A 25,049-nucleotide genomic window follows, 5' to 3' on the forward strand; every position below is an offset into this window, starting at 1 on the left:
TAGTCGAGAAAGCCAATACGCGCTAATCCACACGCCGGATGTAGGAGCTGCCGCAGGCTGCGATCTTTTGACTTTGTTTTTTAAAAGACAAGATCAAAAGATCGCAGCCTGCGGCAGCTCCTACAGGGGGGGCGAGGTTAGTCGTCGACGTCCATCAGTTGCTGCACACCTTCCCACGCTTCGGCGCGCATGCGTTCAATGTCCAGGCCCGGAATCACGCCGTTCTCCACGACCACGCGGCCGCCGACCAGACTGTATTTGACGCTAATCGGCTCACCCGCCACCACGGGCGCGACGGCGCTGTCGTGGAAGCCATAGAACCGCGGGTGGTCGAGGCTGTAGATCACCAGATCTGCCGCCTGACCGACTTCAAGTGTGCCAACTGCGCCGAGTCCGAGGACTTGCGCGCCGCCTGCCGTGCCCCAGTGGATGACATCTTCCGCCGTGGTCGCCGAGGCGCCTTGTTCAGCGCGGTGGATCAGCCATGCGGTGTTGGCTTCGCCGACCATGCTTCCGGACTCGTTCGAGGCTACGCCATCCACCCCCAGGGAAACCGGCACGCCGGCCTCATACATCTGCGGCACAGGCGCCACGCCGCTGCCCAGCCGAGCGTTGCTCACCGGGCAGTGGGAGACGCCAGTGCCGGTCTGCGCGAGCATGCGGATTTCGCCGGGTTGCAGGTGTACGGCGTGGGCGAACCAGACGTCCGGGCCGAGCCACTCGTGTTCAGCGACGAATTCCACCGGCAGGCAGTTGTACTTGTCGCGGCAGAAATTCACGTAGTTCTGTGTCTCCGACAAGTGCGTGTGCAGGCGCAAGCCGAGGCCACGGGCGGTGTGCGCCAGTTCGCGCAGCAGCGTCGGTGGCAGCGAGAACGTCGGTGTAGTCGGGGCGACCACCACGCGGCGCATCGCGTCCGGGGTGTCCTGGTGGTACAGCGATTTCAACCGTTCGATATCGCCGACCATTTGCTCAAGGCTTTCCGGTTGCAGCGCGGTTTTCGAGAAGCCCGGATGGGCGCTGGCCGATTCCAGCGCGCCGCCACGGCACAGGACAAAGCGCAGGCCAAACTCATCCGCCAGATCGAACAGCAGATCACCGGTCTCGGTGCTGCCGTGGGCGTGGTAGAGATAATGGTGATCAGCGCACGTCGTCACGCCAGACAGCAACAATTCGACCATGCCCAGCCGTGCAGCGATTCGCGCCAGTTGCGGGGTAAACCGGTTCAGACGCGGGTAGGGCACGCTGGCCAGCCAGCCTTGCAGATCCTGATTCAAGCCTGCGGGTACGGCTTTGAGCAGGTTCTGGAACAGATGGTGGTGAGTGTTGATCCAGCCCGGATAGACCACGCAGTTTCGCGCGTCGATCACCCGTTCACCGGGTTGTGCTTGCAGGTCGGCGGCCATCGCGGCGATGCGCCCGTTGACCACGCGGATGTCCACGGCGCCGGCCCGCGCGCGGGGGCCGCGCAGGCCGGTCATCACCGCAACCGGGTTCTTGATCAGGATGTTCTGAAGTTGAGTCATGGGCAGCTCCAAACTAAAGGATGTGCGAGGCGGATTTGTTGGCGGTGGTTTCCGGCACGCTGACGCCATTCAGCGCGGCGTTGAGCAGCACCGACACCAGGCAGGCGATGACCACGCTGCTGTGCAGGAACGGCTGCGACCACTCGGGAAGTTGTTTGAACAGGGTTGGCGCGAGCACCGGTACCAGCGCGGCGGCGATGGTGAAACCGACGATCAGCACGTTGTAGCGATTGCGCTCGTAGTCGACTTTGGCGAGGGTCTGAATGCCTGCCGCTGCGACCACGCCGAACATGGCGATGCCAGCGCCACCGAGGGCAGCGGTCGGCATCGAGGCGATGATCGCGCCGGCCTTTGGCACCAAGGCAATCGAGCACATCAGCAAACCGCTGACCGCGACCACCCAACGGCTGCGCACGCCGGTGAGGATCACCAGGCCGACGTTTTCCATGAAGGCGATAAACGGAAACGCGGCGAACATCCCGGCGATGGTGCTGGCCAGGCCGTTGGCGCGCAGGCCATTGATGACCTGTTTGTCTTCCACCGGTTTTTCGACGATGTCGCCGATGGCCACGAACAGCCCCATCGACTCGACCATCTGCACGATCATCACCACCACCATGGTCGCGATGGGGATCAGGCTGAAAGTCGGCAGACCGAAATAGAACGGATAGGGAACGGTTAGCCACGGCGCCTCTTCGACGCTGTGAAAGCTGCCCATGCCGAGGCCATACGCGAGGCCTGCACCGATCAGCATGCCGATCAACACCGCCATGTTGCGCAGTAGCGGGCTGCCGTAGCGGTTGACCAGCAGAATCGTCAGCAACACCACCACCGCCACACCGAGAAACGCCGGGGCGCCGAAGTTGCTCGCGTTGCGCCCACCTCCGACCCATTCATAGGCAATCGGGAACAGCTGCAAGCCGATCACGGTGACGATGCAACCGGTCACCACCGGCGGAAAAAATCGCCGCAATCGACCCACGAACGGCGCTATCAGCATGGTGAAAATCCCCGCGCCGATCACCGCCCCGCAGACCCCGGCAAAGCCCACCTCCGGGTTGCTGCCGATGGCGATCACGGGGCCGACGCTACTGAACGCCACGCCTTGCAGAATTGGCAGGCGCACGCCGAATTTCCAGAAACCGACGGTTTGCAACAGGGTGGCAATGCCTGAACAGAACAGCGTGGTGCTGATCAGCACCACCGTGTCGGCATGGGACATTTTCAAGGCACTGGCGACAATCAACGGCACGGCAATGGCGCCGATGTACGACACGGCCATGTGTTGCAGGCCGAGGGTGAGCATCTGTCGCACCGGTAAAATGCGGTCGACGGGATGCACGGTGGCGGCGGATTGCGTTGGAGATGGGGCTGACGACATGGGGAAACACCTCTGGCTGTTTTTATGCGGTAGAGAGGGGTATTCGTCTGATGCCGATCAGCTCAAGAACACAGTGGAACCCTGTGGGAGCTGGCTTGCCAGCGATGGCGATTTAGCAGTCATCATTTTTATAAACTGACAGTCCGCTATCGCTGGCAAGCCAGCTCCCACAAGTTTTGTGTTGTGTAAAAAACTGGCATCAGTCATTCGTACACATGTGCCCGAAGCCGCCATCCACCGGCTCCGATGCCTTGTTTCAGCCTGCTAGGCAGGCGGCGAAGCCCTGGTTCAGCGCCGCGCGGTCGAGGTCGCGGCCGATGAATACGATCTTGCTCGAGCGGGGCTCCGTGCCCCACGCGGTCGAGGCGCGGAATTCCACCAGGCTGTGCACGCCTTGCAGCACGTAGCGCTGATCTTCGTTGGCGACGGCGAGCACACCTTTCATGCGGTACAGGTTGTCGGCCTGGGAAGAGCGCAGTCCGCTGATCCAGCGGTGGAACGCCATCAGATTGACCTCGCCGTCCACGGCGATGCCCACCGATGACACGCTTGGATCGTGTTCGTGATCGGGCGCTTCGTGATGATGATCGTGGTGGTCGTGGTGCTCAGGTTCAGCACCGATTTCCATGAGCTTCTGCGTGCATTCGAATGCGCCGATGCCGAGGATTTTCGTCAGGTCGATTTGCGCATGGGTCGAGGTCACCAGATCCGCTGTGGCGTTCAAGCCACGGATCTTGCCGCGCAGAACGTCCACCTCGTCGCTGCTGACCAGATCGACCTTGTTGATGACGATCCGGTCGGCGCAGACAATCTGATCCACCGCCTGATTGTCGACGCCATCGAGTTGCAGATCCTCCAGATGCTGAGCGATGTGTTTGGCGTCGACCATGGTTACGATCGCGTCGAGTTCGACTTCTTCGGCGATCGGGTCATTGATGAAGAAGCTCTGTGCCACCGGATACGGATCGGCCAGGCCACTGGTTTCGATGAGGATGTGATCGAGGCGCACCGGCCGCGCCACCAGTTCGCGGACGATGCGCACCAGGTCCTCACGAACCTCGGCAGTGCAGCACACGCAGCCGTTGACCATCTCGTAGATTTCTTCGGTCTCGGAGCTGAGGACGAGGTCGCCGTCGATACCGACTTCGCCGAACTCGTTTTCGATCACGGCGATCTTGCGGCCGTGGTTTTCCTTGAGGATGTAATTGAGCAGGGTGGTTTTACCCGCGCCGAGGAAGCCGGTGAGGATGGTCACGGGGATTTTCGTGTTGCGGGTTGGGGCGTTGAATGGGGTGTTCATGGTGAGGCTCCTTTGATTGACCGGTGCACACTGAATTCGGGTGATGCTGCTTCATTGTGGGAGCGAGCCTGCTCGCGAAGGCGGTGTGTCATTTAGCAGTGATGGCGACTGATCCATCGCATTCGCGAGCAAGCTCGCTCCCACAGGGTTTTTGGTGTTCTTGCCAGCGGGTGGCAACGCCCGCATCGAGACCAAACAGGTCGAGCACGCGGCCGAGGCTGTGGTCGACCATTTGCGCCAGGTTCTCCGGGCGGGCGTAGAAGGCGGGCACCGGCGGGGCGATGATCCCGCCCATCTCGGTGACGGCGGTCATGTTGCGCAAATGGGCGAGGGTCAGCGGCGTTTCCCGGGCCATCAACACCAGCGTGCGGCGCTCCTTCAGCGTGACGTCAGCGGCACGACCGATCAGCCCCGAGGACGTGCCGGTGGCAATCTCCGCCAACGTCCTCATCGAGCACGGCGCAACCACCATCCCGAGGCAGCGAAACGATCCGCTGGCGATCCCGGCGGCGACGTCATCGGCGCGGTGGTAATGACTGGCCAGCGCAGTCACGTCGGCGAGTTTGTAGTCGGTTTCGTGGGCCATGGTCAGCAGCGCGGCGCGGCTGACGATCAGGTGACTTTCGATGTTCAACTCGGCGAGCAATTGCAGGAGTCGCACGCCATAGATAAACCCGGACGCACCGCTGATGCCGACCACCAGCCGTTGCCGGTTCACGATTGCAGACCTTTGAGCAAAACCCGCGCGCGCTCCAGAACTTCCTGATCGAGCTGCGCCTTGATCCCGTCAAAACCCGAACCGCGTGTGGCATCCAGGCCCATCCGCGACGTGGTGCCATTGACCGACGATGAAGGATCGAGCGGACTGCCCGGCAAACCATCAATAGTGAAAATATCCAGGTGCGGCTGGAAGTGCGTGGCCAGTGCCCACAACACCTGGCTGTCATCGCTGATGTCGATATCGCTGTCCACTGCGATCACTGTTTTCAGGTACGGATCCCAGCCGAGCAGCGCCAGCATGATCTGCCGCGCCTCGCCGTCACGGCTTTGGTCCAGCGCGACGTAGCAGTGAAAATGCGTGCCGGAATTGGGGTAATGCACGGCAGTGACCGCGGGGAACCGCGCTTTCAGCTTCTCGCTCATTTCCGCTTCGCGCGGCAGGCGGGCAAGGGTCAGGTGTTCGGCGTAGCGGCCGCCCATGACGTCGACCAGCCAAGCGTCTTTGCGCTTTAACAGCGTATCCACGCGCAGCACGTTGTTGGTCGAACGATCCGAGGAGTAACCGCTGAATTCACCGAACGGACCTTCCTCGGCATACGCCGCCGGGTCAATCGCGCCTTCCAGAACAAACTCGGCATACGCCGGCACACCGATGCCGTAGCGTGGGGTTTTCACCAGTTCCAGCGGCGCGCCGAACAGCCCGCCAGCGACGGCACGCTCATCGGCGCCATAAGGCAAGCGCGCAGCAGCGGCGAGCATGAACAACGGATGCGCACCGACGACCATTGCCACGCGCAACTCTTCGCCACGCTCGCGAGCGGTCTGCAACATTCGCCACAGGTGCCCGCGTGAATGCAGACTGGTCGCAAGCGCTTGGCGGGCGTGGCGCATCGAGCGGTGATAGCTCATGTTGGCGATGCCGGTCAGCGGGTCTTCGGCGATGATGATTGCGTTAGTGATGTATGGGCCGCGATCGCTGGCGAAATGCTTGAGCATCGGCAGCAGCGCCAGGTCCAGCGCTTCGCCTTCGAAGACCTCATCGAGGATCGGACCGCTCTCCACATAGCGTGGTGCGATGGGCTGGTTGGCGCGGGTCTGGAAGGTTTCGTGCAGTTGCGCCGCAGTGACGCCGAACAGCCGGGCAATGCGGGTACGGGATGCAAACAGATTGGTCGCCACCGGCACACCGAGGTTGCCGACGTGTTCGCAGATCAGCAGTGGATCGCGGCCTTGGGCGGCGAGGGCATCGACCAGGGCGGTGACGTCCTGATCGGCGGAAATCGCTGGGGTGACAGTCAGCACATCGTCCGGGTACTCACGGCGATAGGCGTCGATGAACACGTGAAAGTCCTGAGAATCGCCGAGCGTCGAACGGGTCATGGTGTCACCTCGTAAAAAGCAGGCACGCAGGGGTGAGAGGGCGATCGCGCGGCCAGCCGTTGGCCTGCCGGTCGAACGAACGCCGGGTCATCTTCGTGCCTGTAAAGTCGCTGTGTGCCTGGGTTGAACACTGATCCCCTGTAGGGGTGAGCCTGCTCGCGATAGCGGTGTATCAGTCACTATCACCGCTAAATGACACTCCGCTATCGCGAGCAGGCTCACTCCTACAGTGGGATATGTGTGTGGCTACAAGTACGTGGTGGTCAGGCGTATGTCGGCCTCGACCAGATCCTTGGGCGGTGGCGTCGGTTCGATCCCGCACAACCGGGCGATGTTGTTGCCCAAGTAGTCCTCGAGATGATCCTCATTGATGCCCAAACCCTGCGGCGCCGGTGAGCACAACACCTCAAGTTCGCGCAGCCACATACCCGGTTCGTTCGGCGGCGAATCCGTACCGAACACGATCTTGTTGCGCGGCAGTTCCTTGGCGAATTCGACGATCCGCGACTGGAAGCACCAGCCCGATTCGCAGTACACGTTCGGCGTGTCCATGGCCATCCAGAACGCCTCGAACGAGTAGTTGCCGCCGGTCTGGATGCCGAAGTGGCCGATGATGAAATTGACCATCGGGAACTCGCGGATGATCGGGTAGAACATCGTCGGAATCGTGTACGGGCCGTCGCCAGTGTGGATCAGCACAACGATGTTGTACTTGGCGCAAACCTTCATCGCCGGGCGCAACCAGTCGAGTGCGCGATCCGGGCGATAGCCGTGCATGTTGGCGTGCAGCTTGAGCATCTTGAAGCCGTATTCCTTGATGTGGAATTCCAGCTCCGCCGCACCGTTTTCCGGTCCCCAGCGCGGGTTGAAATTGAAGTTGCCGATGAAGCGATCTGGGTACTTCACGCAGAGTTCAGCGACGTAGGACATGTAGTCCCGCACGCCCTCGCGGCCCCGGCGGTTGCCGTCGCGATAACCGGTGTTGCCCGGTGGCGGCTGGATGAAACCCATGTCGATGCGGCGCGGTTTGCCGTTGATCATGTACGGGCCGTCCATCAACTTGAGCATGCGCTCACCGGTGAACGGTTCGCCGGTGTGGCGCCAGGCCTCGTCGACCAGATTGGTGGGGTGCAGATGGGTGTCGATGATCATCGGTTCAGCTCCTGGCCAGTTGAGTGGTGACGGGACGCTTGAGTTGCGCCTCTGCTTCGGAAACGGAACGCGGTGGCGGGGTTGGCTCAAGGCCGATCATCCGCGCGGTGTTGTTGCCCAGATACTCTTCGAGGGTGTCCTCGTCGAGGTTCAGGCCTTGCGGCGGCTCGTGGCAAAGCACTTCGAGCAGGCGCAGCCACATGCCCGGTTCGTTCGGCGGGGTGTCGGTGCCGAAGAGGATCTTGTGCGTCGGCAAGACCTTGGCGAATTCGACGATCCGCGATTGCAGGCACCAGCCGGATTCGCAGTAGACGTTGGGCAACTCCATCGCCCATTGCATCGGTTCGAACACATAGACGCCGCCGGTCTGCACGCCGAAGTGGGCCATGATGAAATCGACGTTGGGAAACTCCTTGATCATTGGCACCCATTCCGACGGGATGCTGTACGGCCCGTCGCCCGTGTGCAGCTTGACCGGAATGCCCAGCTCGGCGCATTTCTCGAAGCATGGGCGCACCCAGTCAAGTGCACGGTCAGGCCGGTAGGCATGCATGTTGGCCTGCATCTGGACCATCTTGAAGCCGTGTTCCTTGACGTAGCGCTCGATCGCCTCGACGCCGTTTTCCACGCCGCAGCGCGGGTTGTAGACGAAGCAGCCGATGAAGCGGTCCGGGTAGGTCTGGACCATTTTCAGGGTGTAGGCCATGTAGGCGTCGATGGATTCGCGGCCCGAGAGTTCGCCGTCGGTCCAGGTGTAAATCGTGTTGCCCTGCGGTGGCTGGATGAAGGCTTTGTCGATACGGCGCGGCTTGCCGTTGACCATGTACGGGCCATCCATCATCTCCAGCAGACGCTCGCCGGTGAACGGGTCACCGTCATGCCTCCAGGCGAGGTCCACGAGATCCGTGGGATAGCAGCTGATATCGATGATCATTGCAGTCGATCTCCTGATAGCGGGGGAAGGGAGCCTTGCGGCTCTCGGCATCCACGTCCCGGGCAATCGGCCGTTGCTATGCGCAAGACACGCGCATTCCCTCGCCTGTTCGCATCCGGCCCGGGTGGGTGGTTGCTGAGGGCGAGTATTGGAAGGCGGGGTTGGGTTCGTACAATATTAATTGGGCGCGGTGGTGATACTTGGGCGATATGGGCAGATCAAGAGCTACCCTCACCCCAGCCCTCCCGAAACGTCGGACCGCCCGTAGGGAGAGGGGGCCGACCGAGGTGTTTTTCGCGATGCATCGACCTGAAAGATCGAGTCGATTATGGATTCAAGGCTGATCTTTCAAGTCGGCGTAATTCGTCAATATCCCCCAATCAGTCCCCTCTACCTCTGGGCGGTCCGACGTTTCGGGAGGGCTAGGGTGAGGGCTGGATTTCAAGCGTACGCAAAGCCAACTGTTTGATCACCTCAACCACCGGCGCCACACGTTCGGCCTGCCCATGCGGCCACACCGCATAAAGGTTGTAATGCGCCGCAATCTGCGCCTCGTTCAACGCCACCAATCGCCCACTGCGCAACGCATCAGCCGCCAGTAATCCACGCACCAACCCCGCACCAACGCCAGCCTCAGCCGCCGCAATCAAATTCGCCGCATTATCAAAAATCACCCGCGTCGACGGTTCGGTCGGTGTCATCCCAGCGGCATCCAGCCATGGAATCCACGAGCGCCGCGTATACCCCAACAAAGGCAATTGAAGAATCTGCGCGGGACTCAACGGCGCCTGCAAACCATAGCGTTCCAGCAATTCGGGCGAAGCCACCGCCAACACCCGATCGCCACAAATCTGCGTCATCTCGCAGTCGTCCCAATCGCCATAGCCATAACGCAACGCCAGATCCACTCGCTCAAACGTACTGCGATCACTGCGCGGCATCGACAGCAGCGTCACCTCGTAATCCGGCAGCTCATCGAGCAGCTGCGGCAGGCGCGGATTGAGCCAGCTCTGTGCCAGTTCACTGTCGACATCCAGGGTCAAACGTTGCGCCATGCTGCGGTTTTTCACCGACGAAATCGCCCGATCAATCTGCGCCAGACCGTCCGACAGCACACTGGCAAACAACTGCCCGGCGTCGGTCAGATTGCTGCCGCCACCTTCACGCACGAACAGCGGCTGGCCGATGAAATCTTCCAGCGCGCGGATCTGCTGACTGATCGCACTGTGCGTGAGGTCGAGCTTGCGCGCAGCACTGGAGAAACTGCCGCTGCGCGCCGCGTGGATAAACGCGCTCATGGACTGCACCGACGGGTATCGCTTGTACATGTTGTTAGTCCTGCTTACAGCGGTTGGCAGAAATCGTCGCTGGCCGCGTTTTGCCCGGGGTTCCAATAATCGGTCACCAGGCCCGCACAAAGACGGGCCGCTCTTTTGGAGCCTGACAATGATTGCATTCACGGTTAACGGCGAACGACGCGAGCTGGATGAAGCGTCCTCCTCCATGCCCTTGTTATGGGTACTGCGTGATCAACTGAAACTCACCGGCACCAAGTTCGGTTGCGGCATGGGCCTGTGCGGTGCCTGCACCGTGCACCTGGACGGCGTCGCGGTGCGTTCCTGCCAATTGCCGGCGGCCGCCGTCGCGGGCCACCGCATCACCACCATCGAAGGCTTGTCACCGACGCAAAACCACCCGTTGCAATTGGCCTGGATCGCCGAAGATGTGCCGCAATGCGGTTACTGTCAATCCGGGCAGATCATGTCCGCCGCCGCGTTGCTCAACACCGGTGCGGCGGTGACCGATGACTCGATCCGCAATGCGATGTCCGGGAATATCTGCCGCTGCGGCACTTACGGGCGCATCAGCAAAGCGATCAAACGCGCGGCGAATGCGCCGAAGGAGGCGTGATGAGCCTTATCGACGACAGTCGCACAGAATTGCCGCGCCGAGTGTTTCTCAAGCAAGCGGCGACGGTTGCTTCGGGCCTGGCGATTGCCCTTTATCTGCCGAGTGGCATGGCGGCTACTGACCCAAAAGCGCCAGCACCGGCGAGTGAATTCGAGCCGAATGCCTGGGTGCGCATCTTTCCCGACGGCACGGTGAAACTGGTGGTGCACAAGCACGATTCCGGCACCGGCACGCAAACAGCGCTGGCCGCGTGCGTGGCGGAAGAACTGGACGTCAATCCGATGACCGTGCAGGTCATCACCCCGGAAGATCCGTTCTTCGAGACCTACATTCATCCGGTCTGGAAGGTCTTTTCCACTGGCGGCAGCACCAGTGTTTCCCTGGAATACGAGCGCCTGCGCATGGCCGGTGCCATGGCGCGGGCGCTACTGATCACGGCAGCCGCCAAGCAGTGGAAAGTCAGCCCTGACAGTTGCACCACGGAAGAAGGTCGGGTCGTTCACATTGCGAACAAACGAAGCCTCGGTTACGGCGAACTGGTCGGCGTCGCGGCGAATCTGCCAGCCCCGACAAACGTCAAGCTGAAGGATCCGGCGCAGTTCAAATACATCGGCAAACTGCGCCACAAACGTGATGCGGCAGCCAAGGTCTGCGGGCAATTCAAGTACAGCATCGACGTGCAACTGCCAGACATGCTGGTCGCCGTGATTCAGCGCGCGCCGGTGGTTGGATCGACAGTGCTCAGCGTCGACTCAGCGGCCGCATTGCAGGTGCCGGGCGTGCGCAAAGTGCTGGCGATTGCGGGGCGCCCTGATGTGCTCGGCGGCAATCAGGAAGGCGTCGCTGTGTTGGCGGATACGTTCTGGGCCGCGCAGCAGGGGCGCAATCTGCTGGCGATCAAGTGGAGCGATTCGCCGTTGGCCGGGTTCGACAGCGAGCAACTGTCCAGCGCGCAAGCCAAGGCCATCGGCGACCCGCAAGCACAAACCGTCAAAGCCATGGCCCAGGGTGATGTCACCGGGCAATGGTCAGGCGCGGCGAAGCTGATCGAAGCCGATTACACCATGCCCTACAAGGTGCAAAACCCGCTGGAACCGATCTGCATCACCGCACACGTCAAGGACAAAGCGATCACTTACTGGGGCGGTGTGCAGGTGCCGTCCTCGGCACTGGAAGCGGCGCAAACCGTGTGCGGCATCGACAAGGCCAACGTGACCATTCATGAATTGGTCTCCGGCGGCAGTTTCGGCGCGCGGGAGGCTAAGTACTGGTTGTTCGAAGTCGCGTATCTGGCGCAGAAAACCGGCGTGCCGGTGAAACTGCTCAACAGTCGCGAGGACGAAATGCACGCGCTGTTCAATCACCCAGCGACCTTGCATCGAGTCAAAGGCGCGCTCGACGCCCAGGGCAAACTCACCGCGCTGCAACTGCACGCGGTGTCGCCGGCCTCGCCGGAGCAGTGGGAACCGGGTTACTTCGAACGGCCGGACCATATGGATTACAGCACCACCGAGGCGATCACCGCGTGGGACTTCGCTTACCGTCCGCCGCACCTGGAGCTGAACTGGGTCAAGCATGAAAGCCACGTGCCCAGTGGCTGGTATCGCTCGGTGAGCTTCATCCCCAACGTGTTCGCCGTGGAAAGCTTCATGGATGAACTGGCCCACGCCGCAGGCGAAGATCCATTGGCATTCCGGTTGGCCAATATGCAGGAGCGGCCACGGCATGTGGCCGTGCTCAAGCAGGCTGCCGAGCGCGCCGGTTGGGGCAAACCGTTGCCGCCGGACACGGCGCTGGGGATCGCGACCAATCAGGGTTACACCAGTTTTATTGCGGTGGTCGCGCGACTGGCAACGGTTGATGGCAAGGCCCAGGTCGAGAAGCTCACCTGTGTGGTCGATTGCGGTCTGGCGGTTTCGCCGGGCGGTGTCGAGGAGCAGATCTACGGGGGTCTGATGTGGGGACTTGGCCATGCGTTGTTCGATCGGCTCGACATCAAACAGGGCCGGGTGGTGCAGAGCAATTTCCACGATTATCGGGTGATGCGCATGTCCGACATGCCGGCCACCGACATCGTCGTGTTGAATGGCGAGCCGAGTAAGCCCGGTGGCGTCGGCGAGTTGGGCAGCCCTTCGGTAGTGCCGGCCATCGCCAATGCCTTGTTCGCGCTGACCGGCGTACGCCAGCGTTCGACGCCGCTGAGTCTGGGGTAAGCCGCCATGGACTTGCGTCTGCTGCGGTATTTCATGACGTTGGCCGATGAGCTGCACTTCGGTCGCGCCGCCGAGCGCCTGCATATCTGCCAGCCGCCGCTGAGCCAGCAGATTCGTTTGCTGGAGGAAGAACTCGGTACGCCGTTGTTCGAGCGCAGCCATCATCGGGTCGAACTCACGGCGGCGGGGCAGATGCTCAAGGAGCAGGCGCCGCTGGTGTTTGAACAACTTGAGCGGGCGCTGGACCTGACGCGGCAGACCGGGCGCGGACAACTTGGTGAGCTGGAAATCGGCATGATCAGTTCGGTGATGGTCGGCGTGCTGCCCAAGGCCTTGCACCTGTTTCGCGAGCGTTATCCGCAGGTCAACTGGCGTTTGCATGAAATGACCCCGGCGGCGCAGGTCAAGGCGTTGAAGGAGAAACGCATCGACGCTTGTGTGTTTCGCGTCGGCTATGACGATCCGCTGTTGCGCAATGAATTGCTGATCTATGAGCCGATCCATGTGGTGATGCCGGCGGATCACCCGTTGGCTGACCGCGAGGTGCTGGCGCCGGCGGATCTGGCGCAGGAGCCGTTTGTGGCGCTGGAATTGAAACAGTCGCGGTTCGCTCATTTTCTGTTTCAGTGCTGCATTCAGGCCGGGTTCACGCCGCAGATTCGTCAACAAGTGATCGAGGTGCAGACCTTGCTGAGTCTGGTGCGCGCCGGGTTTGGCGTGGCGCTGTTGCCGGCGTCCATTGAGCAACTGGCCCCGGCGGGGTTGGTGTTCCGGCGCCTGACCCCGGCGTTGCCGGAGGTGCCGCTGTATGCCACTTATCGGGCGGATGATGCTTCGCCGGTGCTCAAGCTGTTTCTCGACACCCTCCGGGAACTCAAGACGCAAAATTCGAACTGAAATCCAATCCCCTGTAGGCCTTCGCCTGCTCGCGATAGTGATGTGTCATTCAACGGATCTGCTGGCTGACACACCGCTATCGCGAGCAGGCGAAGGCCTACAAAGGGATTTGTGCCGTTGCGAACATTTATGCTCGGCACGATCAGAGGTGGCTGCGGTCGTACTCTTCACATGGGCGTATCACTTGTGGAGATCCAATGAGCCAGGAAGTCCTGACCACCGAAACCAACCGCCGCCAGTTGCAGCAGATCATCGCCGGGCTGTCCGACGGGGTGATCCTGTTGGAGCTGGATCAGAGCATTCTCTGGGCCAACGAAGCCGCGCTGGCCATGCACGGTGTCAAGCGGATCACCGATCTGGGCCACAATGCCGACGAATACGCCAAGAAATTCAACCTGCGCTATCGCAATAATCACTCGATCACCGCCGAAAACTACCCGATCAGCCGAGTAGCGCGCTGTGAGAGTTTCAATGACGTACTGATCGAAGTGTCGCCGAGCGACGACCCGGAACGCATCTGGGTGCACAGCGTACGCAGTATGATTCTCACGGACCGCGAAGGGCAGCCCGAGTCGCTGGTGCTGATCATGAGCGATGTCACCGATTGGGCCAACGCCGAGCAGCGCTTCGAAAGGACGTTTAATGCCAACCCGGCACCGGCGGTGATCTGCCGGCTCAGTGATCTGCGTTACATCAAGGTCAATCCGGGGTTTCTGGAAATGACCGGGTACACCCGTGAGCAGGTGATTGGCACGACCTCTTATGAAATCGACATTTTCGAGCAGGCCGAACACCGCGACCTGGCTATTCAGCGCCTGCGTGACGTTGCGACCATCCCGCAGATGCAAGCCGAGCTGCGCCTGCCCGATGGCAGCAGCAAGCAGGTGATCGTGGCCGGCCAGCCGCTTACGCTCAACGATGAGGATTGCATGCTGTTCTCCTTTGTCGACATGGAGCTGCGGCACAAGGCCGAGGTGGCGCTGCGTCAGAGTGAGGAGCGTTTTGCCAAGGCGTTTCGCCTGACGCCGGTGCCGATCCTGATTTGCAGTGCCGACGAACAGCAGGTGATCGACGTCAATCAGGCGTTCCTCGAAACCCTGGCTTATGACAGCGACGACGTGCTCGGCAAAACCGTGCCGCAGCTGGACTTTATCGATGACAGCGGCGCGCGCACGCGGTTGCTGGCGGCGCTGGCGAAAAACGGGCGGGTGGATCGGGTGGATGTGCGGGTGCGCAAGAAAGATGCGGATCTGCTCGAGTGCGCGCTGTCCGCTGACACCGTGAATATTCAGGACACACCGTGTTATTTGCTGGTGTTGATGGACATCACCGAGCGCAAGCGTACCGAGCTTGAGTTGGTGGCGGCGATTGAGGAGGTGATGAAAGATGCTTCCTGGTTCAGTCGTACGTTGATCGAGAAACTGGCCAATGTGAAAAAGGTCAACTCGCCGCAACTGCCTAGCGTTTCGTTCACCGATCTGACGGCGCGTGAGCGCGATGTGCTGGGGTTGATCTGCGAAGGGCTGGCGGACAAGGAGATCGCGGCGCGGCTGAAACTGGCGCCGAACACGGTGCGTAATCATGTCGCCACGGTGTATTCCAAGCTCGATGTGCACAGTCGCAGCGAGGCGATTGTCTGGGCGCGCGAGCGTGGATTGTTTTCCGGGGAGTGGGGCGCCAAGGGCCAGCGCTGAGGTGCAAATGCACTAGTTCATCAGGTGCATATTGAGGTGTTGGCGGTCGACGGCTGTTCTTAGTCTGGCGGGGTGCGATACGAGTTTTTTCTGGCTCGGGATCGCGGCCCTTCGCAGTCGTTATAGGAACAGTCTGATGATGAATCTTGCGCAGTTGCGCACGCAGCTTGAACGCAGTTTTTCGCCGCTGGCGTGTGAGTGTCTGGTGGATGGCGATCATTCGCTGACGGTGAAGCTTTATCACCCGGTGTCGGGGCAGGTGGATCTGGTGATCAGTGGGTTGAAGCTTGATGCGCTACGGACGCCGGAGTCGGTTGAGGCTTTGATTGAAGAATTGCGGTATGAGTTGGAGAGCAACACTTTGCGTTCTTTTCGGGATCCTGATTTGGCTTAGGGCTTTTAGGCTTGGCGGCCTTTGGGCCGACCATGCTCTTGGGGGGTGGGTGTATATCCGTTTATTTGGGTGCTGCGGCTGGCGGTTCCGCTCTTACAGCGGGTCACTTTTGCAGACGCCCAAAAGTAACCAAAACGCTGGGCCCCGGCGTTCGGCCCACTCGCTAAAGCTCGGGGTTCCTTCGCTCCGGGATCGATCCGGGGGCAGCGCCTACGGTTTGCTTCGCTGCACCTCCTCTCGCTGTGTTTGGCTTCGCCAAACGGTCGCTGCGCTCCCACCCCCGGATCAATCCCTCCACTCAGCCTGCCGAAGGGGCCAGCACGGCAAGATCAAGAGCTGCAGCCGAGCTAACGCTCATCCTGTTGAGTGGTGAGAAGCACAAGCGATGCGCGATTTGTGCTGTTTTGCTTTGGCTGTTCTGTGGGAGCGAGCTTGCTCGCGAAGGCGGCCTGACAGCCGACCAATCTCTGCCAGATGTACTCTGTTCAATTGTAGGAGCGAGCCTGCTCGCGAAGGCGGCCTGAAGCCGACCAATCTCTGCCAGATGTACTCTGTTCAATTGTAGGAGCGAGCCTGCTCGCGAAGGCGGTCTGACAGCCGACCAATCTCTGCCAGATGTACTCTGTTCAATTGTAGGAGCGAGCCTGCTCGCGAAGGCGGCCTGAAGCCGACCAATCTCTGCCAGATGTACTCTGTTCAATTGTAGGAGCGAGCCTGCTCGCGAAGGCGGCCTGAAGCCGACCAATCTCTGCCAGATGTACTCTGTTCAATTGTAGGAGCGAGCCTGCTCGCGAAGGCGGCCTGACAGCCGACCAATCTCTGCCAGATGTACTCTGTTCAATTGTAGGAGCGAGCCTGCTCGCGAAGGCGGCCTGACAGCCGACCAATCTCTGCCAGATGTACTCTGTTCAATTGTAGGAGCGAGCCTGCTCGCGAAGGCGGCCTGACAGCCGACCAATCTCTGCCAGATGTACTCTGTTCAATTGTAGGAGCGAGCCTGCTCGCGAAGGCGGCCTGACAGCCGACCAATCTCTGCCAGATGTACTCTGTTCAATTGTAGGAGTGAGCCTGCTCGCGATGAGGCTCTATCAGGCAAAGCACATTTCAATTTGGCAATCCTCTCGAATCCGAACGCAAAATCGACAGCCACTTCCTCCCGATCCGGCCGATTCACTGGCGCTTGCGGGGGGCTCGGCTATAAAGAATGAGTGGTCAGGTCTTCCGTGGTCGGTTCGGTCGCGGGAGTTGCTCTTCCATTTGTCGCGGGTCGTCCTATGAACAATCTTGGGAAACGCGTGTTGCCGTTGGCTTTCTTTACAGTGTTGTTGGCGGGTTGCGCCAGTCCTCCACCCCCTCCACCGGCAGCGCCGCCGCCACCGCCGGAGCGTACGTGTCAGGTGCTCGAAAACACTGAGGTCGCCGGTGACGTGTACGCCGACGGGCAGGTTACTCGACACATCACGACCACCCGTTGCGTCACGCAATAGCGCCGGCGGGGCGGCAGTCCCGGGTTGAGCGGATTGTGCTGGTAGCCGACCTGGCCGGCACTGCGGTGTTTGCCGTGGAAGGCGCTATTGCGGCGATGCGCAGTCAGCTCGACTTGCTCGGTGTGATGGTGATTGCGTTTATCGTCGCCCTCGGTGGCGGGGTGACTCGTGACTTGTTGATCGGTGCGACGCCACCCAATGCCGTGGCCGATTGGCGCTACCCGGCACTGGCGTTTTTCATGGGCGGGCTGGCGTTTGCCTTTCATGAGCAGGTGCTGGGCTGGTCCGGTTCAACCTTGATTGTGCTGGACGCTGCAGGCTTGGCGCTGTTTGCTGTGGCCGGTGCGCAGAAAGCGTTGAATTTCGCGATTACGCCGTTTGTGGCGATGCTGATGGGCACCATTACCGGCGTCGGTGGCGGGGTGATACGCGACATTGTGCTGGCGCGGATACCGGTGGTGTTGCAGGCGGATTTGTATGCGAGTTCGGCGTTTGTCGGTGCGGCGGTGTTGATCATCGGCCGCAGGCTGGGCGTTTCACCGGTAGCGGCGGCGTTGCTGGCGGGGGCGGCGTGTTTGCTGTTGCGTTTGCTGTCGGTGCATTTCGGTTGGCAGTTACCGAAAGTCATTGCCTGATACACAAAAACCTGTAGGCGCTGCGGAAGGCTGCGATCTTTTGATTTTGATTTTTTTACAAATAAGATCAAAAGATCGCAGCCTTCGGCAGCTCCTACAGGGACAAGATCAGTTCAAGTCCCGAGTCGAATCAGGACAGAAACCCACCGTCCACATTCAGCGCAACCCCGGTGGTGTAGCTCGACGCATCGCTCGCCAGGTACAGCACCGCACCGGCCATTTCGCTTGGATCAGCCACACGCTTGAGCGGGATCTGCGTCAGCGCTTGCTTGAGAATCGCATCATTCTTCACCAGTGCCGAGGCAAATTTGGTGTCGGTCAAACCCGGCAGCAGCGCGTTGCAGCGGATGCCGAACTGCGCGCACTCCTTGGCGAAGACCTTGGTCATGTTGATCACCGCCGCTTTGGTCACCGAGTAGATGCCCTGGAAGATCCCCGGCGAAATGCCGTTGATCGACGCGACGTTGATGATGCTGCCGCCACCGTTTTCGCGCATCAGCTTGCCGGCTTCGACCGACATGAAGAAGTAGCCACGGATGTTCACGTCAACGGTTTTCTGGAACGCACTCAGATCGGTGTCCAGCACATTGCAGAATTGCGGGTTGGTCGCGGCGTTGTTGACCAGAATATCGAGGCGGCCGAACTGTTCCTTGATCCCGGCGAACACCTGGCTGATCTGTTCCATTTCACCGATGTGGCAGGCCACGGCCGTGGCTTTGCCGCCGGCGGCGATGATCGCGTCGGCGACGTGCTGGCAGCCGTCGAGCTTGCGGCTCGACACGATCACATGGGCGCCTTGCTGGGCCAGCAGTTTAGCGATGGCTTCACCGATGCCACGGCTGGCGCCGGAAACGAAAGCAATTTTACCGTCGAGGTCGAACAACTGAGTCTTGGACATAAGGGTTCCTGGGTGTGGGCCGTCAGAGGCTCGATTTCGCAATGACCTGCAAGCTCATCTGCTCCAGCAGTTTGTTCATGTGAATGAACTGCGCGAAGCGTTTGTCCTGGGTCTGGCCGTGGTAGAAGCGGTAGTAGATCTGCTGCACGATGCCGGCCAGACGGAACAGGCCGTAGGTGTAGTAAAAGTCGAAATTGTCGATCTGGATGCCCGAACGTTCGGCGTAGTAATCGACGAACTCGCGGCGGGTGAGCATGCCCGGCGCGTGGCTTGGCTGGCGGCGCATCAGTTGCACCGGCGCCGGATCGTCCGCCTGAATCCAATAGGCAAGGGTGTTGCCCAGATCCATTAACGGATCGCCGAGGGTGGTCAGTTCCCAGTCGAGCACGCCAATGATCTGCATCGGGTTGTGCGGGTCGAGGATGACGTTGTCGAAGCGGTAGTCGTTGTGGACGATACTTGAGGTCGGGTGGTCGGCCGGCATCTTGTCGTTGAGCCAGGCTTTCACTGCTTCCCAATGCGGCGCATCCGGGGTCAGGGCTTTTTCGTAGCGCTCGCTCCAGCCTTTGATCTGACGGGCGACGTAGCCTTCCGGTTTGCCCAGATCGCCCAGGCCGCAGGCGTTGTAGTCGACGCGGTGCAGTTCGACGAAGCGCTCGATAAAGCTTTTGCACAGGGCTTCGGTCTTTGCCGAATCAAGGCCCAGCTCCGGCGGCAGCTCCGAGCGCAGGATGATCCCTTTGACTCGTTCCATGACGTAGAACTCGGCGCCGATCACCGATTCGTCGGTGCAGTGCACGTAGGCTTTCGGGCAATACGGAAAACCGTCGCGCAATTGATTGAGGATGCGGAATTCACGGCCCATGTCGTGGGCGGACTTGGCCTTGTGGCCGAACGGCGGACGGCGCAGGACGAATTCCTGTTCCGGGTATTCCAGCAGGTAGGTCAGGTTCGACGCACCGCCAGGAAACTGGCTGATCGCAGGTGTGCCGCTCAGGCCGGGAATGTGCGCCTTGAGGTACGGATCGATCAGGCTGGCATCGAGTTCTTCGCCAGAGCGGATACGGGTGGACTGGTCAGTAAGCGCCATGCTTATCCCTTCTGCTTATTTTGGAGGCCAGACATCATTGGCTAATCTAATAGCGCGCTCGGGTCGCCACAAGCGCGAGTCGGTCTTATAGGCTAGCGTGTTGCCCGATAATCACCTTTGGGAATGTGCGCGAAAGGTCGCGGTGAACCAAGGTTTAGCGGATATGCCGTGGCCGAAAAGGAGGGCTGGGACGAGCGCTCGACACGTCGTCCGGTGTGCTTCAGTGCACGCGCTGGTTGTTGAGTTTCGGAGGCAAGGCAATGGGCGTCAGTACCGGTTCGCCCGAAAAAAACGCCACGAGATTTTTGCCCACCAACTCCACCGTGCCTTGAGTGGCTTCCGGTGACAGACCGGCGACGTGTGGCGTCAGAAGCACGTTGCTCAGGGTTTTCAGCGCATCCGGCACTTGCGGCTCGTGGTCGAACACATCCAGTGCGGCGCCGGCAATTTTGCGTTGCTCAAGCGCCGTGATCAGATCCGCCGTGGCGATCACACTGGCGCGGGCGATGTTGACGATAAAGCCTTTCGGCCCAAGCGCATCGAGCACCGGGCGAGTCACCAGATGCTGTGTACCGATGCCGCCAGGCGTGGCGATGATCAGGAAATCCGAGGCCCGTGCCAGTTCGGTTGGCGTCGAGCAGAATGTGTAAGGCACATCGCTGCGCATCTGGCGGCTGTGATAGCTGATCTCCATGTCGAAGCCAAGGTGGGCGCGTTTGGCTATCGCCATGCCCACGGCGCCCAGTCCGAGAATCCCCAGGCGTTTGCCGGCCAGCGACGGGCGCATGATCTTCGGCCATTCACCGCGGCGTACCGCCGCGTCACAACGGGGTATATCCCGGACCAGCGCCAGCAGCATCGCCATCGCATGGTCGGCCACCGACGAGGCATTGACCCCGGCGCCGTTGGTGACGGTAATGCCACGGTTACTGGCGGCTTGCAGGTCGACCTGCTCGTAACCGGCGCCGATTACCGTGATGATTTTCAGCGCCGGCAGGGCGGTGATTTCATCGGAGGTCAGGCCCAGCGGGCCGCGGGTCAGCACCGCGTCGATGCGGCTGCCGTGAGTGGCGATGGCTTGCGCACGCTCGGCCGGCGTGGGGGCGAGGATCAGGTGAAAACCCTGATGTTCGAGGATCGGCAAATAGTCATTGATGGTTTCAACCAGTACCAGAACGGTTGCGGGCATTGCGCGGCTCCTGTGAACGTCGGCGGGTCGGTCGCGAAAGTCGTTTCAGAGTGCTGAATCCGCAGCGGCTTGGCAATCGTTGTCATTCGCGCAGTGGTGCTTTGATTCTGGACGGCTTCGGGCAAGAAGCAAGGGTAGGCAGCACACCGGTGATCCGGTGTGCTGTCGGCATCATTGGGCTGCTTGGGCTTTGGTTTGTTCTGCGAGGGCAATCGGCTTGAAATCATAGGTTGGATAAAACTCGGTTCGGTAACTGCCCCATGCGGTGTTTTCCAGGGCAAGGTTCACTTCTGCCAGCCGTGAGGCGGGGAAGCGTACGGTCACCACTTGGCCAATGCCCATCATGATGTTCCAGCTCACCACTTCGACCCCGGCAGGGGGGAAGGTCTTGTAGAAGCCTTGTTGTGTGAGCTGGGCCTTGAGTTCGCTCAGCGGGCGGGTCTGATCATGTTTCAGAAATACGGTCAGCATCATTGCATTGTCGGCGGTGGCAACAGTATTTGTGGCGGGTTGGGTGGCGGCTTGCGCACTGACTCCGGCGCAATACACCGTGGAGGCCAGCAACGTCGACATCAGCAGGGTTTTGACTGTCTTTTGCATGTTGAACTCCAGGTTTTATTGTTTGATGGCGGATTTGGTTTCTACGGTGCCGGTATACGGCGCGTGAACGACATGAATACGTACAAGTGGATTGTTGTCGATCATGTCGCGGGGGACTTCCCGAGAGTAAGTGAATTCACTGTTGTTCAGTGTTTCCAGGCGCCTGACAATTGTTTTGGTCGGACCGACATCGGGTACCAGAATGTGCTGTTTCTGGTTACCGGTGACAAAGAAATAACCGCCTCCGCCTTTGTTGTACTTTGACTCGCCCGTGTCGGTGTAAAAGAACTCGTATCGATTACTCTCGGGATCCCAGGTCGATATACCTACGACGCCGGGATACTTCGCCTTGACGTCTGTTTCAGGAGCGCCATCGATGTAGACCTTGGTAGTCAGCCATCGCGGCGAAGAAGCCAGCTCGCGGACATCAGCGCTGGCAAGCGGGGTGAAAAGCAGTCCGGTCAACAGCAGGCCGGTGATCGTGCGCTTTTGCATGCTTTTTCCTCTTTATCAAACTTCGAAGGTCGTTTGCGATTGGTCTTTCGTCATTCAGGGCGTGAAAAATATAGGCCTGAAAAAGAGGAATGTTCAATGGCTGCGTAGTTGCTTGTAACAAATGACTGTTATTCGGATTTCGGTAATATTTCGTCGTGGTTTTATTAGGTGTTTTTGGTTGTAGGAGTATTCTGAAGTATCGATAAGCGAAGGGCTTTTTATTGGTGTTTTCTGTAATTCATAGCGCAGATGACATTAGAGAAGTACACGCAGTTGTAGGACGGAGGATAAGGTTACAAATTCGTGATTGACGCAACCGCAGACAGCGAAGTTGCGTCAATTTCAAGGAGCGTTTCTTTTAAAACCTGAAATGAGCACTGTCGATTACTCGTGCGAAGGCAGCGCCGAGGGTTGCGTTGTGATGTTTGATGATCGCTTCGGCCGGTAGCTGGCTGTCAATTGCGTGGTCAGGTGACGTACTGGGCAATGCCATTGCCGAATGACCAGTTCTCTTTTTTTACCTCGACCAGATTGATGAACACGTCTTCCAGGCGCACCGCCAACTGCGCGTGCAGGCGCTCGGCGATGGTTTTGAACAGCAATTGCTTTTTCTCCACCGTGCGCCCTTCGCTGATGGTGATCTGAATGAATACCACGCCGTCGCTGCGCTGGATCCCCAGGTATTGCGGGTCGTAGACCAGGTGCTGGCCATCGTGCTCGGTCAGGATCTGAAAGTTGTCGTGCTCGGGCACATCGATACAACTGCGCAGGGCGGCGTAGATCTGCTCGCCGATGCGTTTGGCGAAGTTGGGGTCGGGGTTTTGTCTGATGTCGACGCGAACCAATGGCATGGGAAGGCTCCGCAGGGCAGGGGGACTCATTTCACGCTAGATCATGTGGGCCAAATTGAAAGGCACGGGTACTTGATCGCGAGGTGTTTTCTGAAAGGTCTCTGTATGAGGCTGCCTACCTGACTCGCGGATTTTGCCTACGAATTCGACAGATCCGTCCGCTATCGGGCAGTTGATGAATGCGAAATCATGAGGGCACAAAGCAGCCCGGGCACTCAGTGCTAAACGCCAAGGAAGGCACATGGTTCAGAATGATCGAGAAAACCTGGAACTCGAAAGACTACAAAACGAATCCCGCAAGCTCATTGTCGAGAGGCGCAAGCTCATGGCTGAGGAAAACAAACTCAAGCGAGAAAGGTTCTGGTACCCGGTGGCCGTAGGCACGGGACTGCTAACTGCGATTACGGCTGTATTCGGGATATTGACCAAGCTTTGAATGAAACGCTGCAAGCATCATGGTTTGCGATCAGGCGTATCGGATGCTCAACAACGATTTGCATAGCAGATTGATCTCTTGACTTCGCAAAGGACAATAAACATGTACACAGAAGATCCCAAGGCCAGAGTCGAACGACTTCGACGAGAGGACGCCGAGTTCGCTGAAGAGGCGAAAGGACTGTCCCCCGCGGAGATTCGCTCTGAATTATTCAGGTTCGCCATGGGGGCAATATTTGCGCTGGTCGTCATCACAATCGGAACCCTGGTTCTTCGTTTGGTCTGAAATGTGTTCTTGAACTCGCACGGTCATACTAAAAACGACATTCGGCGTGTCTTTGTACGACAGCCATTTTTCCGAAAACGACACTCGACTGATCTGCTCCGCACAACCATTCCTCAGCTAAGTCTTTGCTTCTGCTCATTTATCGCGGAGAATCGCGCCCCTGTTTCGGCCGGAGCATGTCTGTCGGTTTTTTCCGACGCGTCTGACCGAGTGGCAAGTGACCGGAATGCGGAGATCCGACCGGATGAATGATCAGGCCAATAGCGTCGAAGAACGCTTTGATGCAGCAGCACCCGCTGAACTTTCGAGCTGGAATCGCCAGGACACCACCTGGATGTTGGGGTTGTTTGGGACGGCCATCGGCGCCGGTACCCTGTTTTTGCCGATCAACGCAGGACTGGGTGGCTTCTGGCCGCTGGTGGTCCTTGCGCTGCTGGCCTTCCCGATGACGTTCTACGCGCACCGTGGTCTGACCCGCTTTGTGCTTTCCGGTCGTGAAGGCGCCGACATCACTGAAGTGGTCGAGCAGCATTTCGGCATCAAGGCCGGCGCGCTGATCACCTTGCTGTACTTTTTCGCGATCTTCCCGATCCTGCTGATCTATAGCGTCGGTCTGACCAACACGGTCGCCAGTTTTCTCGAACATCAACTGCACATCACGCCGCCACCGCGCGCTCTGCTGTCGTTCGTGCTGATCCTCGGTCTGCTGGCCGTGGTGCGTTGCGGTGAGCAGGCGATCGTCAAGGCGATGAGCCTGATGGTGTATCCGTTTATCGTTGCGCTGCTGTTCCTCGCCGTTTACCTGATTCCACACTGGAACGGCGGCATTCTCGCCACGGCTTCGCAGGTGCCGGCACCGTCTGCGTTGCTGCACACGCTGTGGCTGGCGATTCCGGTGATGGTGTTCTCCTTCAACCACTCGCCGATCATCTCGGCGTTTGCGGTCGATCAGAAGCGTCGTTACGGCGTCCACGCTGAAGAGCGCAGCTCGCAGATCCTGTCCCGCGCACACCTGTTGATGGTGGCGATGGTGCTGTTCTTCGTCTTCAGCTGTGTGCTGACCCTGTCGCCGGCACAACTGGCCGAGGCCAAAGCGCAGAATCTGTCGATCCTGTCGTACCTGGCCAATCATTTCAGCAATCCGACCATCGCTTTCGCAGCACCGTTGATTGCGTTTGTGGCGATCTCCAAGTCGTTCCTCGGTCACTACATCGGTGCCAGCGAAGGTCTCAAAGGCCTGATTATCAAGAGCGGCAAACGCCCGGGCGCCAAGGCGCTGGATCGCATCGTGGCGGCCTTCATGTTGGTGGTTTGCTGGATCGTGGCAACCCTGAACCCGAGCATTCTGGGCATGATCGAAACCATCGGCGGCCCGGTGATCGCGGCGATTCTGTTCCTGATGCCGATGTACGCAATCCGTAAAGTGCCAGCGATGGCCCGCTATCGCGGCCAGGCGTCGAACGTGTTTGTAACGGCTGTCGGCCTGGTAGCGATTTCGGCGTTGATTTATTCGCTGACCGCGTAAGCTACAACTCCAGATACTCAGCTACAGTGGCCGCTGCATACGACGTATGCAGCGGC

At 59.8% G+C, this 25,049-nt stretch carries 22 protein-coding genes; 8 read left to right on the forward strand and 14 right to left on the reverse strand.

Annotation, left to right across the window (positions count from 1 at the left end; translation table 11 throughout):
- Window positions 1–137: 137 nt before the first annotated feature.
- The 8 genes from LOY43_RS10890 to LOY43_RS10925 form a co-directional block, all read right to left on the reverse strand.
- Entirely contained in the window at window positions 138–1,526 is a 1,389-nt protein-coding gene (locus LOY43_RS10890; protein ID WP_095126641.1) for an amidohydrolase family protein, read from the reverse strand.
- 13 nt (window positions 1,527–1,539) lie between these two features.
- Window positions 1,540–2,907, reverse strand: coding sequence for a nucleobase:cation symporter-2 family protein (locus LOY43_RS10895; RefSeq protein WP_095126642.1), 1,368 nt, complete (start codon window positions 2,905–2,907; stop codon window positions 1,540–1,542).
- Between the two features lie 256 nt (window positions 2,908–3,163).
- On the reverse strand, window positions 3,164–4,207 hold the full coding sequence (locus LOY43_RS10900; protein ID WP_095047478.1) for a GTP-binding protein: 1,044 nt from the start codon (window positions 4,205–4,207) through the stop codon (window positions 3,164–3,166).
- Between the two features lie 88 nt (window positions 4,208–4,295).
- Window positions 4,296–4,925 (reverse strand): UbiX family flavin prenyltransferase, encoded by a 630-nt coding sequence (locus tag LOY43_RS10905; RefSeq protein WP_095047477.1) that lies wholly within the window; start codon window positions 4,923–4,925, stop codon window positions 4,296–4,298.
- The gene (locus LOY43_RS10910) at window positions 4,922–6,307 is read right to left on the reverse strand and encodes a UbiD family decarboxylase (protein WP_095047476.1); all 1,386 of its coding nucleotides are present in this window, start codon (window positions 6,305–6,307) and stop codon (window positions 4,922–4,924) included. Before LOY43_RS10910 ends, LOY43_RS10905 begins: the two co-directional genes overlap by 4 nt.
- A gap of 246 nt (window positions 6,308–6,553) precedes the next feature.
- Window positions 6,554–7,459 (reverse strand): amidohydrolase family protein, encoded by a 906-nt coding sequence (locus tag LOY43_RS10915; protein WP_095126645.1) that lies wholly within the window; start codon window positions 7,457–7,459, stop codon window positions 6,554–6,556.
- Between the two features lie 4 nt (window positions 7,460–7,463).
- Window positions 7,464–8,393, reverse strand: coding sequence for an amidohydrolase family protein (locus tag LOY43_RS10920; protein ID WP_095047475.1), 930 nt, complete (start codon window positions 8,391–8,393; stop codon window positions 7,464–7,466).
- 422 nt (window positions 8,394–8,815) lie between these two features.
- A complete protein-coding gene (locus LOY43_RS10925; protein ID WP_095047474.1) occupies window positions 8,816–9,721 on the reverse strand; it encodes a LysR substrate-binding domain-containing protein in 906 nt (301 codons plus the stop codon).
- A gap of 118 nt (window positions 9,722–9,839) precedes the next feature.
- Between LOY43_RS10925 and LOY43_RS10930 the strand changes: the two genes are divergently transcribed.
- The 6 genes from LOY43_RS10930 (at window position 9,840) to LOY43_RS10955 (ending at window position 17,624) form a co-directional block, all read left to right on the forward strand.
- Window positions 9,840–10,304 carry a (2Fe-2S)-binding protein gene (locus tag LOY43_RS10930; RefSeq protein ID WP_258709616.1) on the forward strand — a complete coding sequence of 155 codons (465 nt, stop codon included), beginning with the start codon at window positions 9,840–9,842 and terminating at the stop codon, window positions 10,302–10,304.
- On the forward strand, window positions 10,304–12,517 hold the full coding sequence (locus LOY43_RS10935; RefSeq protein ID WP_258709617.1) for a xanthine dehydrogenase family protein molybdopterin-binding subunit: 2,214 nt from the start codon (window positions 10,304–10,306) through the stop codon (window positions 12,515–12,517). Before LOY43_RS10930 ends, LOY43_RS10935 begins: the two co-directional genes overlap by 1 nt.
- A gap of 6 nt (window positions 12,518–12,523) precedes the next feature.
- A complete protein-coding gene (locus LOY43_RS10940) occupies window positions 12,524–13,414 on the forward strand; it encodes a LysR substrate-binding domain-containing protein (protein ID WP_258709618.1) in 891 nt (296 codons plus the stop codon).
- A gap of 197 nt (window positions 13,415–13,611) precedes the next feature.
- Window positions 13,612–15,108, forward strand: coding sequence for a helix-turn-helix transcriptional regulator (locus LOY43_RS10945; protein WP_095047470.1), 1,497 nt, complete (start codon window positions 13,612–13,614; stop codon window positions 15,106–15,108).
- A 136-nt stretch (window positions 15,109–15,244) separates the two neighbouring features.
- Window positions 15,245–15,502 (forward strand): DUF1652 domain-containing protein, encoded by a 258-nt coding sequence (locus tag LOY43_RS10950; protein WP_093438847.1) that lies wholly within the window; start codon window positions 15,245–15,247, stop codon window positions 15,500–15,502.
- Between the two features lie 1,471 nt (window positions 15,503–16,973).
- A complete protein-coding gene (locus tag LOY43_RS10955) occupies window positions 16,974–17,624 on the forward strand; it encodes a trimeric intracellular cation channel family protein (RefSeq protein ID WP_256579862.1) in 651 nt (216 codons plus the stop codon).
- 130 nt (window positions 17,625–17,754) lie between these two features.
- Here the strand turns inward: LOY43_RS10955 and LOY43_RS10960 are convergent, their stop codons facing one another.
- The 6 genes from LOY43_RS10960 to LOY43_RS10985 form a co-directional block, all read right to left on the reverse strand.
- A complete protein-coding gene (locus LOY43_RS10960; RefSeq protein WP_034152479.1) occupies window positions 17,755–18,522 on the reverse strand; it encodes an SDR family oxidoreductase in 768 nt (255 codons plus the stop codon).
- 22 nt (window positions 18,523–18,544) lie between these two features.
- Window positions 18,545–19,612 (reverse strand): phosphotransferase family protein, encoded by a 1,068-nt coding sequence (locus LOY43_RS10965; protein WP_095047468.1) that lies wholly within the window; start codon window positions 19,610–19,612, stop codon window positions 18,545–18,547.
- Between the two features lie 220 nt (window positions 19,613–19,832).
- Window positions 19,833–20,801 carry a 2-hydroxyacid dehydrogenase gene (locus LOY43_RS10970; RefSeq protein ID WP_095047467.1) on the reverse strand — a complete coding sequence of 323 codons (969 nt, stop codon included), beginning with the start codon at window positions 20,799–20,801 and terminating at the stop codon, window positions 19,833–19,835.
- Between the two features lie 171 nt (window positions 20,802–20,972).
- On the reverse strand, window positions 20,973–21,401 hold the full coding sequence (locus LOY43_RS10975) for a hypothetical protein (RefSeq protein WP_093437066.1): 429 nt from the start codon (window positions 21,399–21,401) through the stop codon (window positions 20,973–20,975).
- A 15-nt stretch (window positions 21,402–21,416) separates the two neighbouring features.
- A complete protein-coding gene (locus tag LOY43_RS10980) occupies window positions 21,417–21,896 on the reverse strand; it encodes a DUF4822 domain-containing protein (RefSeq protein ID WP_095047465.1) in 480 nt (159 codons plus the stop codon).
- A 467-nt stretch (window positions 21,897–22,363) separates the two neighbouring features.
- Window positions 22,364–22,747, reverse strand: coding sequence for a tautomerase family protein (locus tag LOY43_RS10985; protein WP_095047464.1), 384 nt, complete (start codon window positions 22,745–22,747; stop codon window positions 22,364–22,366).
- Window positions 22,748–22,988: 241 nt separating this feature from the next.
- Between LOY43_RS10985 and LOY43_RS10990 the strand changes: the two genes are divergently transcribed.
- Window positions 22,989–23,183, forward strand: a complete 195-nt coding sequence (locus LOY43_RS10990; RefSeq protein ID WP_258709619.1) for a hypothetical protein — start codon at window positions 22,989–22,991, stop codon at window positions 23,181–23,183.
- A gap of 529 nt (window positions 23,184–23,712) precedes the next feature.
- Window positions 23,713–24,993 (forward strand): HAAAP family serine/threonine permease, encoded by a 1,281-nt coding sequence (locus LOY43_RS10995; protein WP_095047461.1) that lies wholly within the window; start codon window positions 23,713–23,715, stop codon window positions 24,991–24,993.
- Window positions 24,994–25,049: the final 56 nt, after the last annotated feature.

Origin of the sequence: Pseudomonas sp. B21-041, from assembly GCF_024748675.1 — a bacterium.
GTDB classification, from domain to species: Bacteria; Pseudomonadota; Gammaproteobacteria; order Pseudomonadales; family Pseudomonadaceae; genus Aquipseudomonas; species Aquipseudomonas neuropathica.

Coding starts and splice junctions, on each gene's coding strand:
- LOY43_RS10890 (WP_095126641.1), bottom strand. CDS start 1,526: ATGACTCAACTTCAGAACATCCTGATCAAGAACCCGGTTGCGGTGATG.
- LOY43_RS10895 (WP_095126642.1), bottom strand. CDS start 2,907: ATGTCGTCAGCCCCATCTCCAACGCAATCCGCCGCCACCGTGCATCCC.
- LOY43_RS10900 (WP_095047478.1), bottom strand. CDS start 4,207: ATGAACACCCCATTCAACGCCCCAACCCGCAACACGAAAATCCCCGTG.
- LOY43_RS10910 (WP_095047476.1), bottom strand. CDS start 6,307: ATGACCCGTTCGACGCTCGGCGATTCTCAGGACTTTCACGTGTTCATC.
- LOY43_RS10915 (WP_095126645.1), bottom strand. CDS start 7,459: ATGATCATCGACACCCATCTGCACCCCACCAATCTGGTCGACGAGGCC.
- LOY43_RS10920 (WP_095047475.1), bottom strand. CDS start 8,393: ATGATCATCGATATCAGCTGCTATCCCACGGATCTCGTGGACCTCGCC.
- LOY43_RS10925 (WP_095047474.1), bottom strand. CDS start 9,721: ATGTACAAGCGATACCCGTCGGTGCAGTCCATGAGCGCGTTTATCCAC.
- LOY43_RS10930 (WP_258709616.1), top strand. CDS start 9,840: ATGATTGCATTCACGGTTAACGGCGAACGACGCGAGCTGGATGAAGCG.
- LOY43_RS10935 (WP_258709617.1), top strand. CDS start 10,304: ATGAGCCTTATCGACGACAGTCGCACAGAATTGCCGCGCCGAGTGTTT.
- LOY43_RS10940 (WP_258709618.1), top strand. CDS start 12,524: ATGGACTTGCGTCTGCTGCGGTATTTCATGACGTTGGCCGATGAGCTG.
- LOY43_RS10945 (WP_095047470.1), top strand. CDS start 13,612: ATGAGCCAGGAAGTCCTGACCACCGAAACCAACCGCCGCCAGTTGCAG.
- LOY43_RS10950 (WP_093438847.1), top strand. CDS start 15,245: ATGATGAATCTTGCGCAGTTGCGCACGCAGCTTGAACGCAGTTTTTCG.
- LOY43_RS10960 (WP_034152479.1), bottom strand. CDS start 18,522: ATGTCCAAGACTCAGTTGTTCGACCTCGACGGTAAAATTGCTTTCGTT.
- LOY43_RS10965 (WP_095047468.1), bottom strand. CDS start 19,612: ATGGCGCTTACTGACCAGTCCACCCGTATCCGCTCTGGCGAAGAACTC.
- LOY43_RS10970 (WP_095047467.1), bottom strand. CDS start 20,801: ATGCCCGCAACCGTTCTGGTACTGGTTGAAACCATCAATGACTATTTG.
- LOY43_RS10975 (WP_093437066.1), bottom strand. CDS start 21,401: ATGCAAAAGACAGTCAAAACCCTGCTGATGTCGACGTTGCTGGCCTCC.
- LOY43_RS10980 (WP_095047465.1), bottom strand. CDS start 21,896: ATGCAAAAGCGCACGATCACCGGCCTGCTGTTGACCGGACTGCTTTTC.
- LOY43_RS10985 (WP_095047464.1), bottom strand. CDS start 22,747: ATGCCATTGGTTCGCGTCGACATCAGACAAAACCCCGACCCCAACTTC.
- LOY43_RS10990 (WP_258709619.1), top strand. CDS start 22,989: ATGGTTCAGAATGATCGAGAAAACCTGGAACTCGAAAGACTACAAAAC.
- LOY43_RS10995 (WP_095047461.1), top strand. CDS start 23,713: ATGAATGATCAGGCCAATAGCGTCGAAGAACGCTTTGATGCAGCAGCA.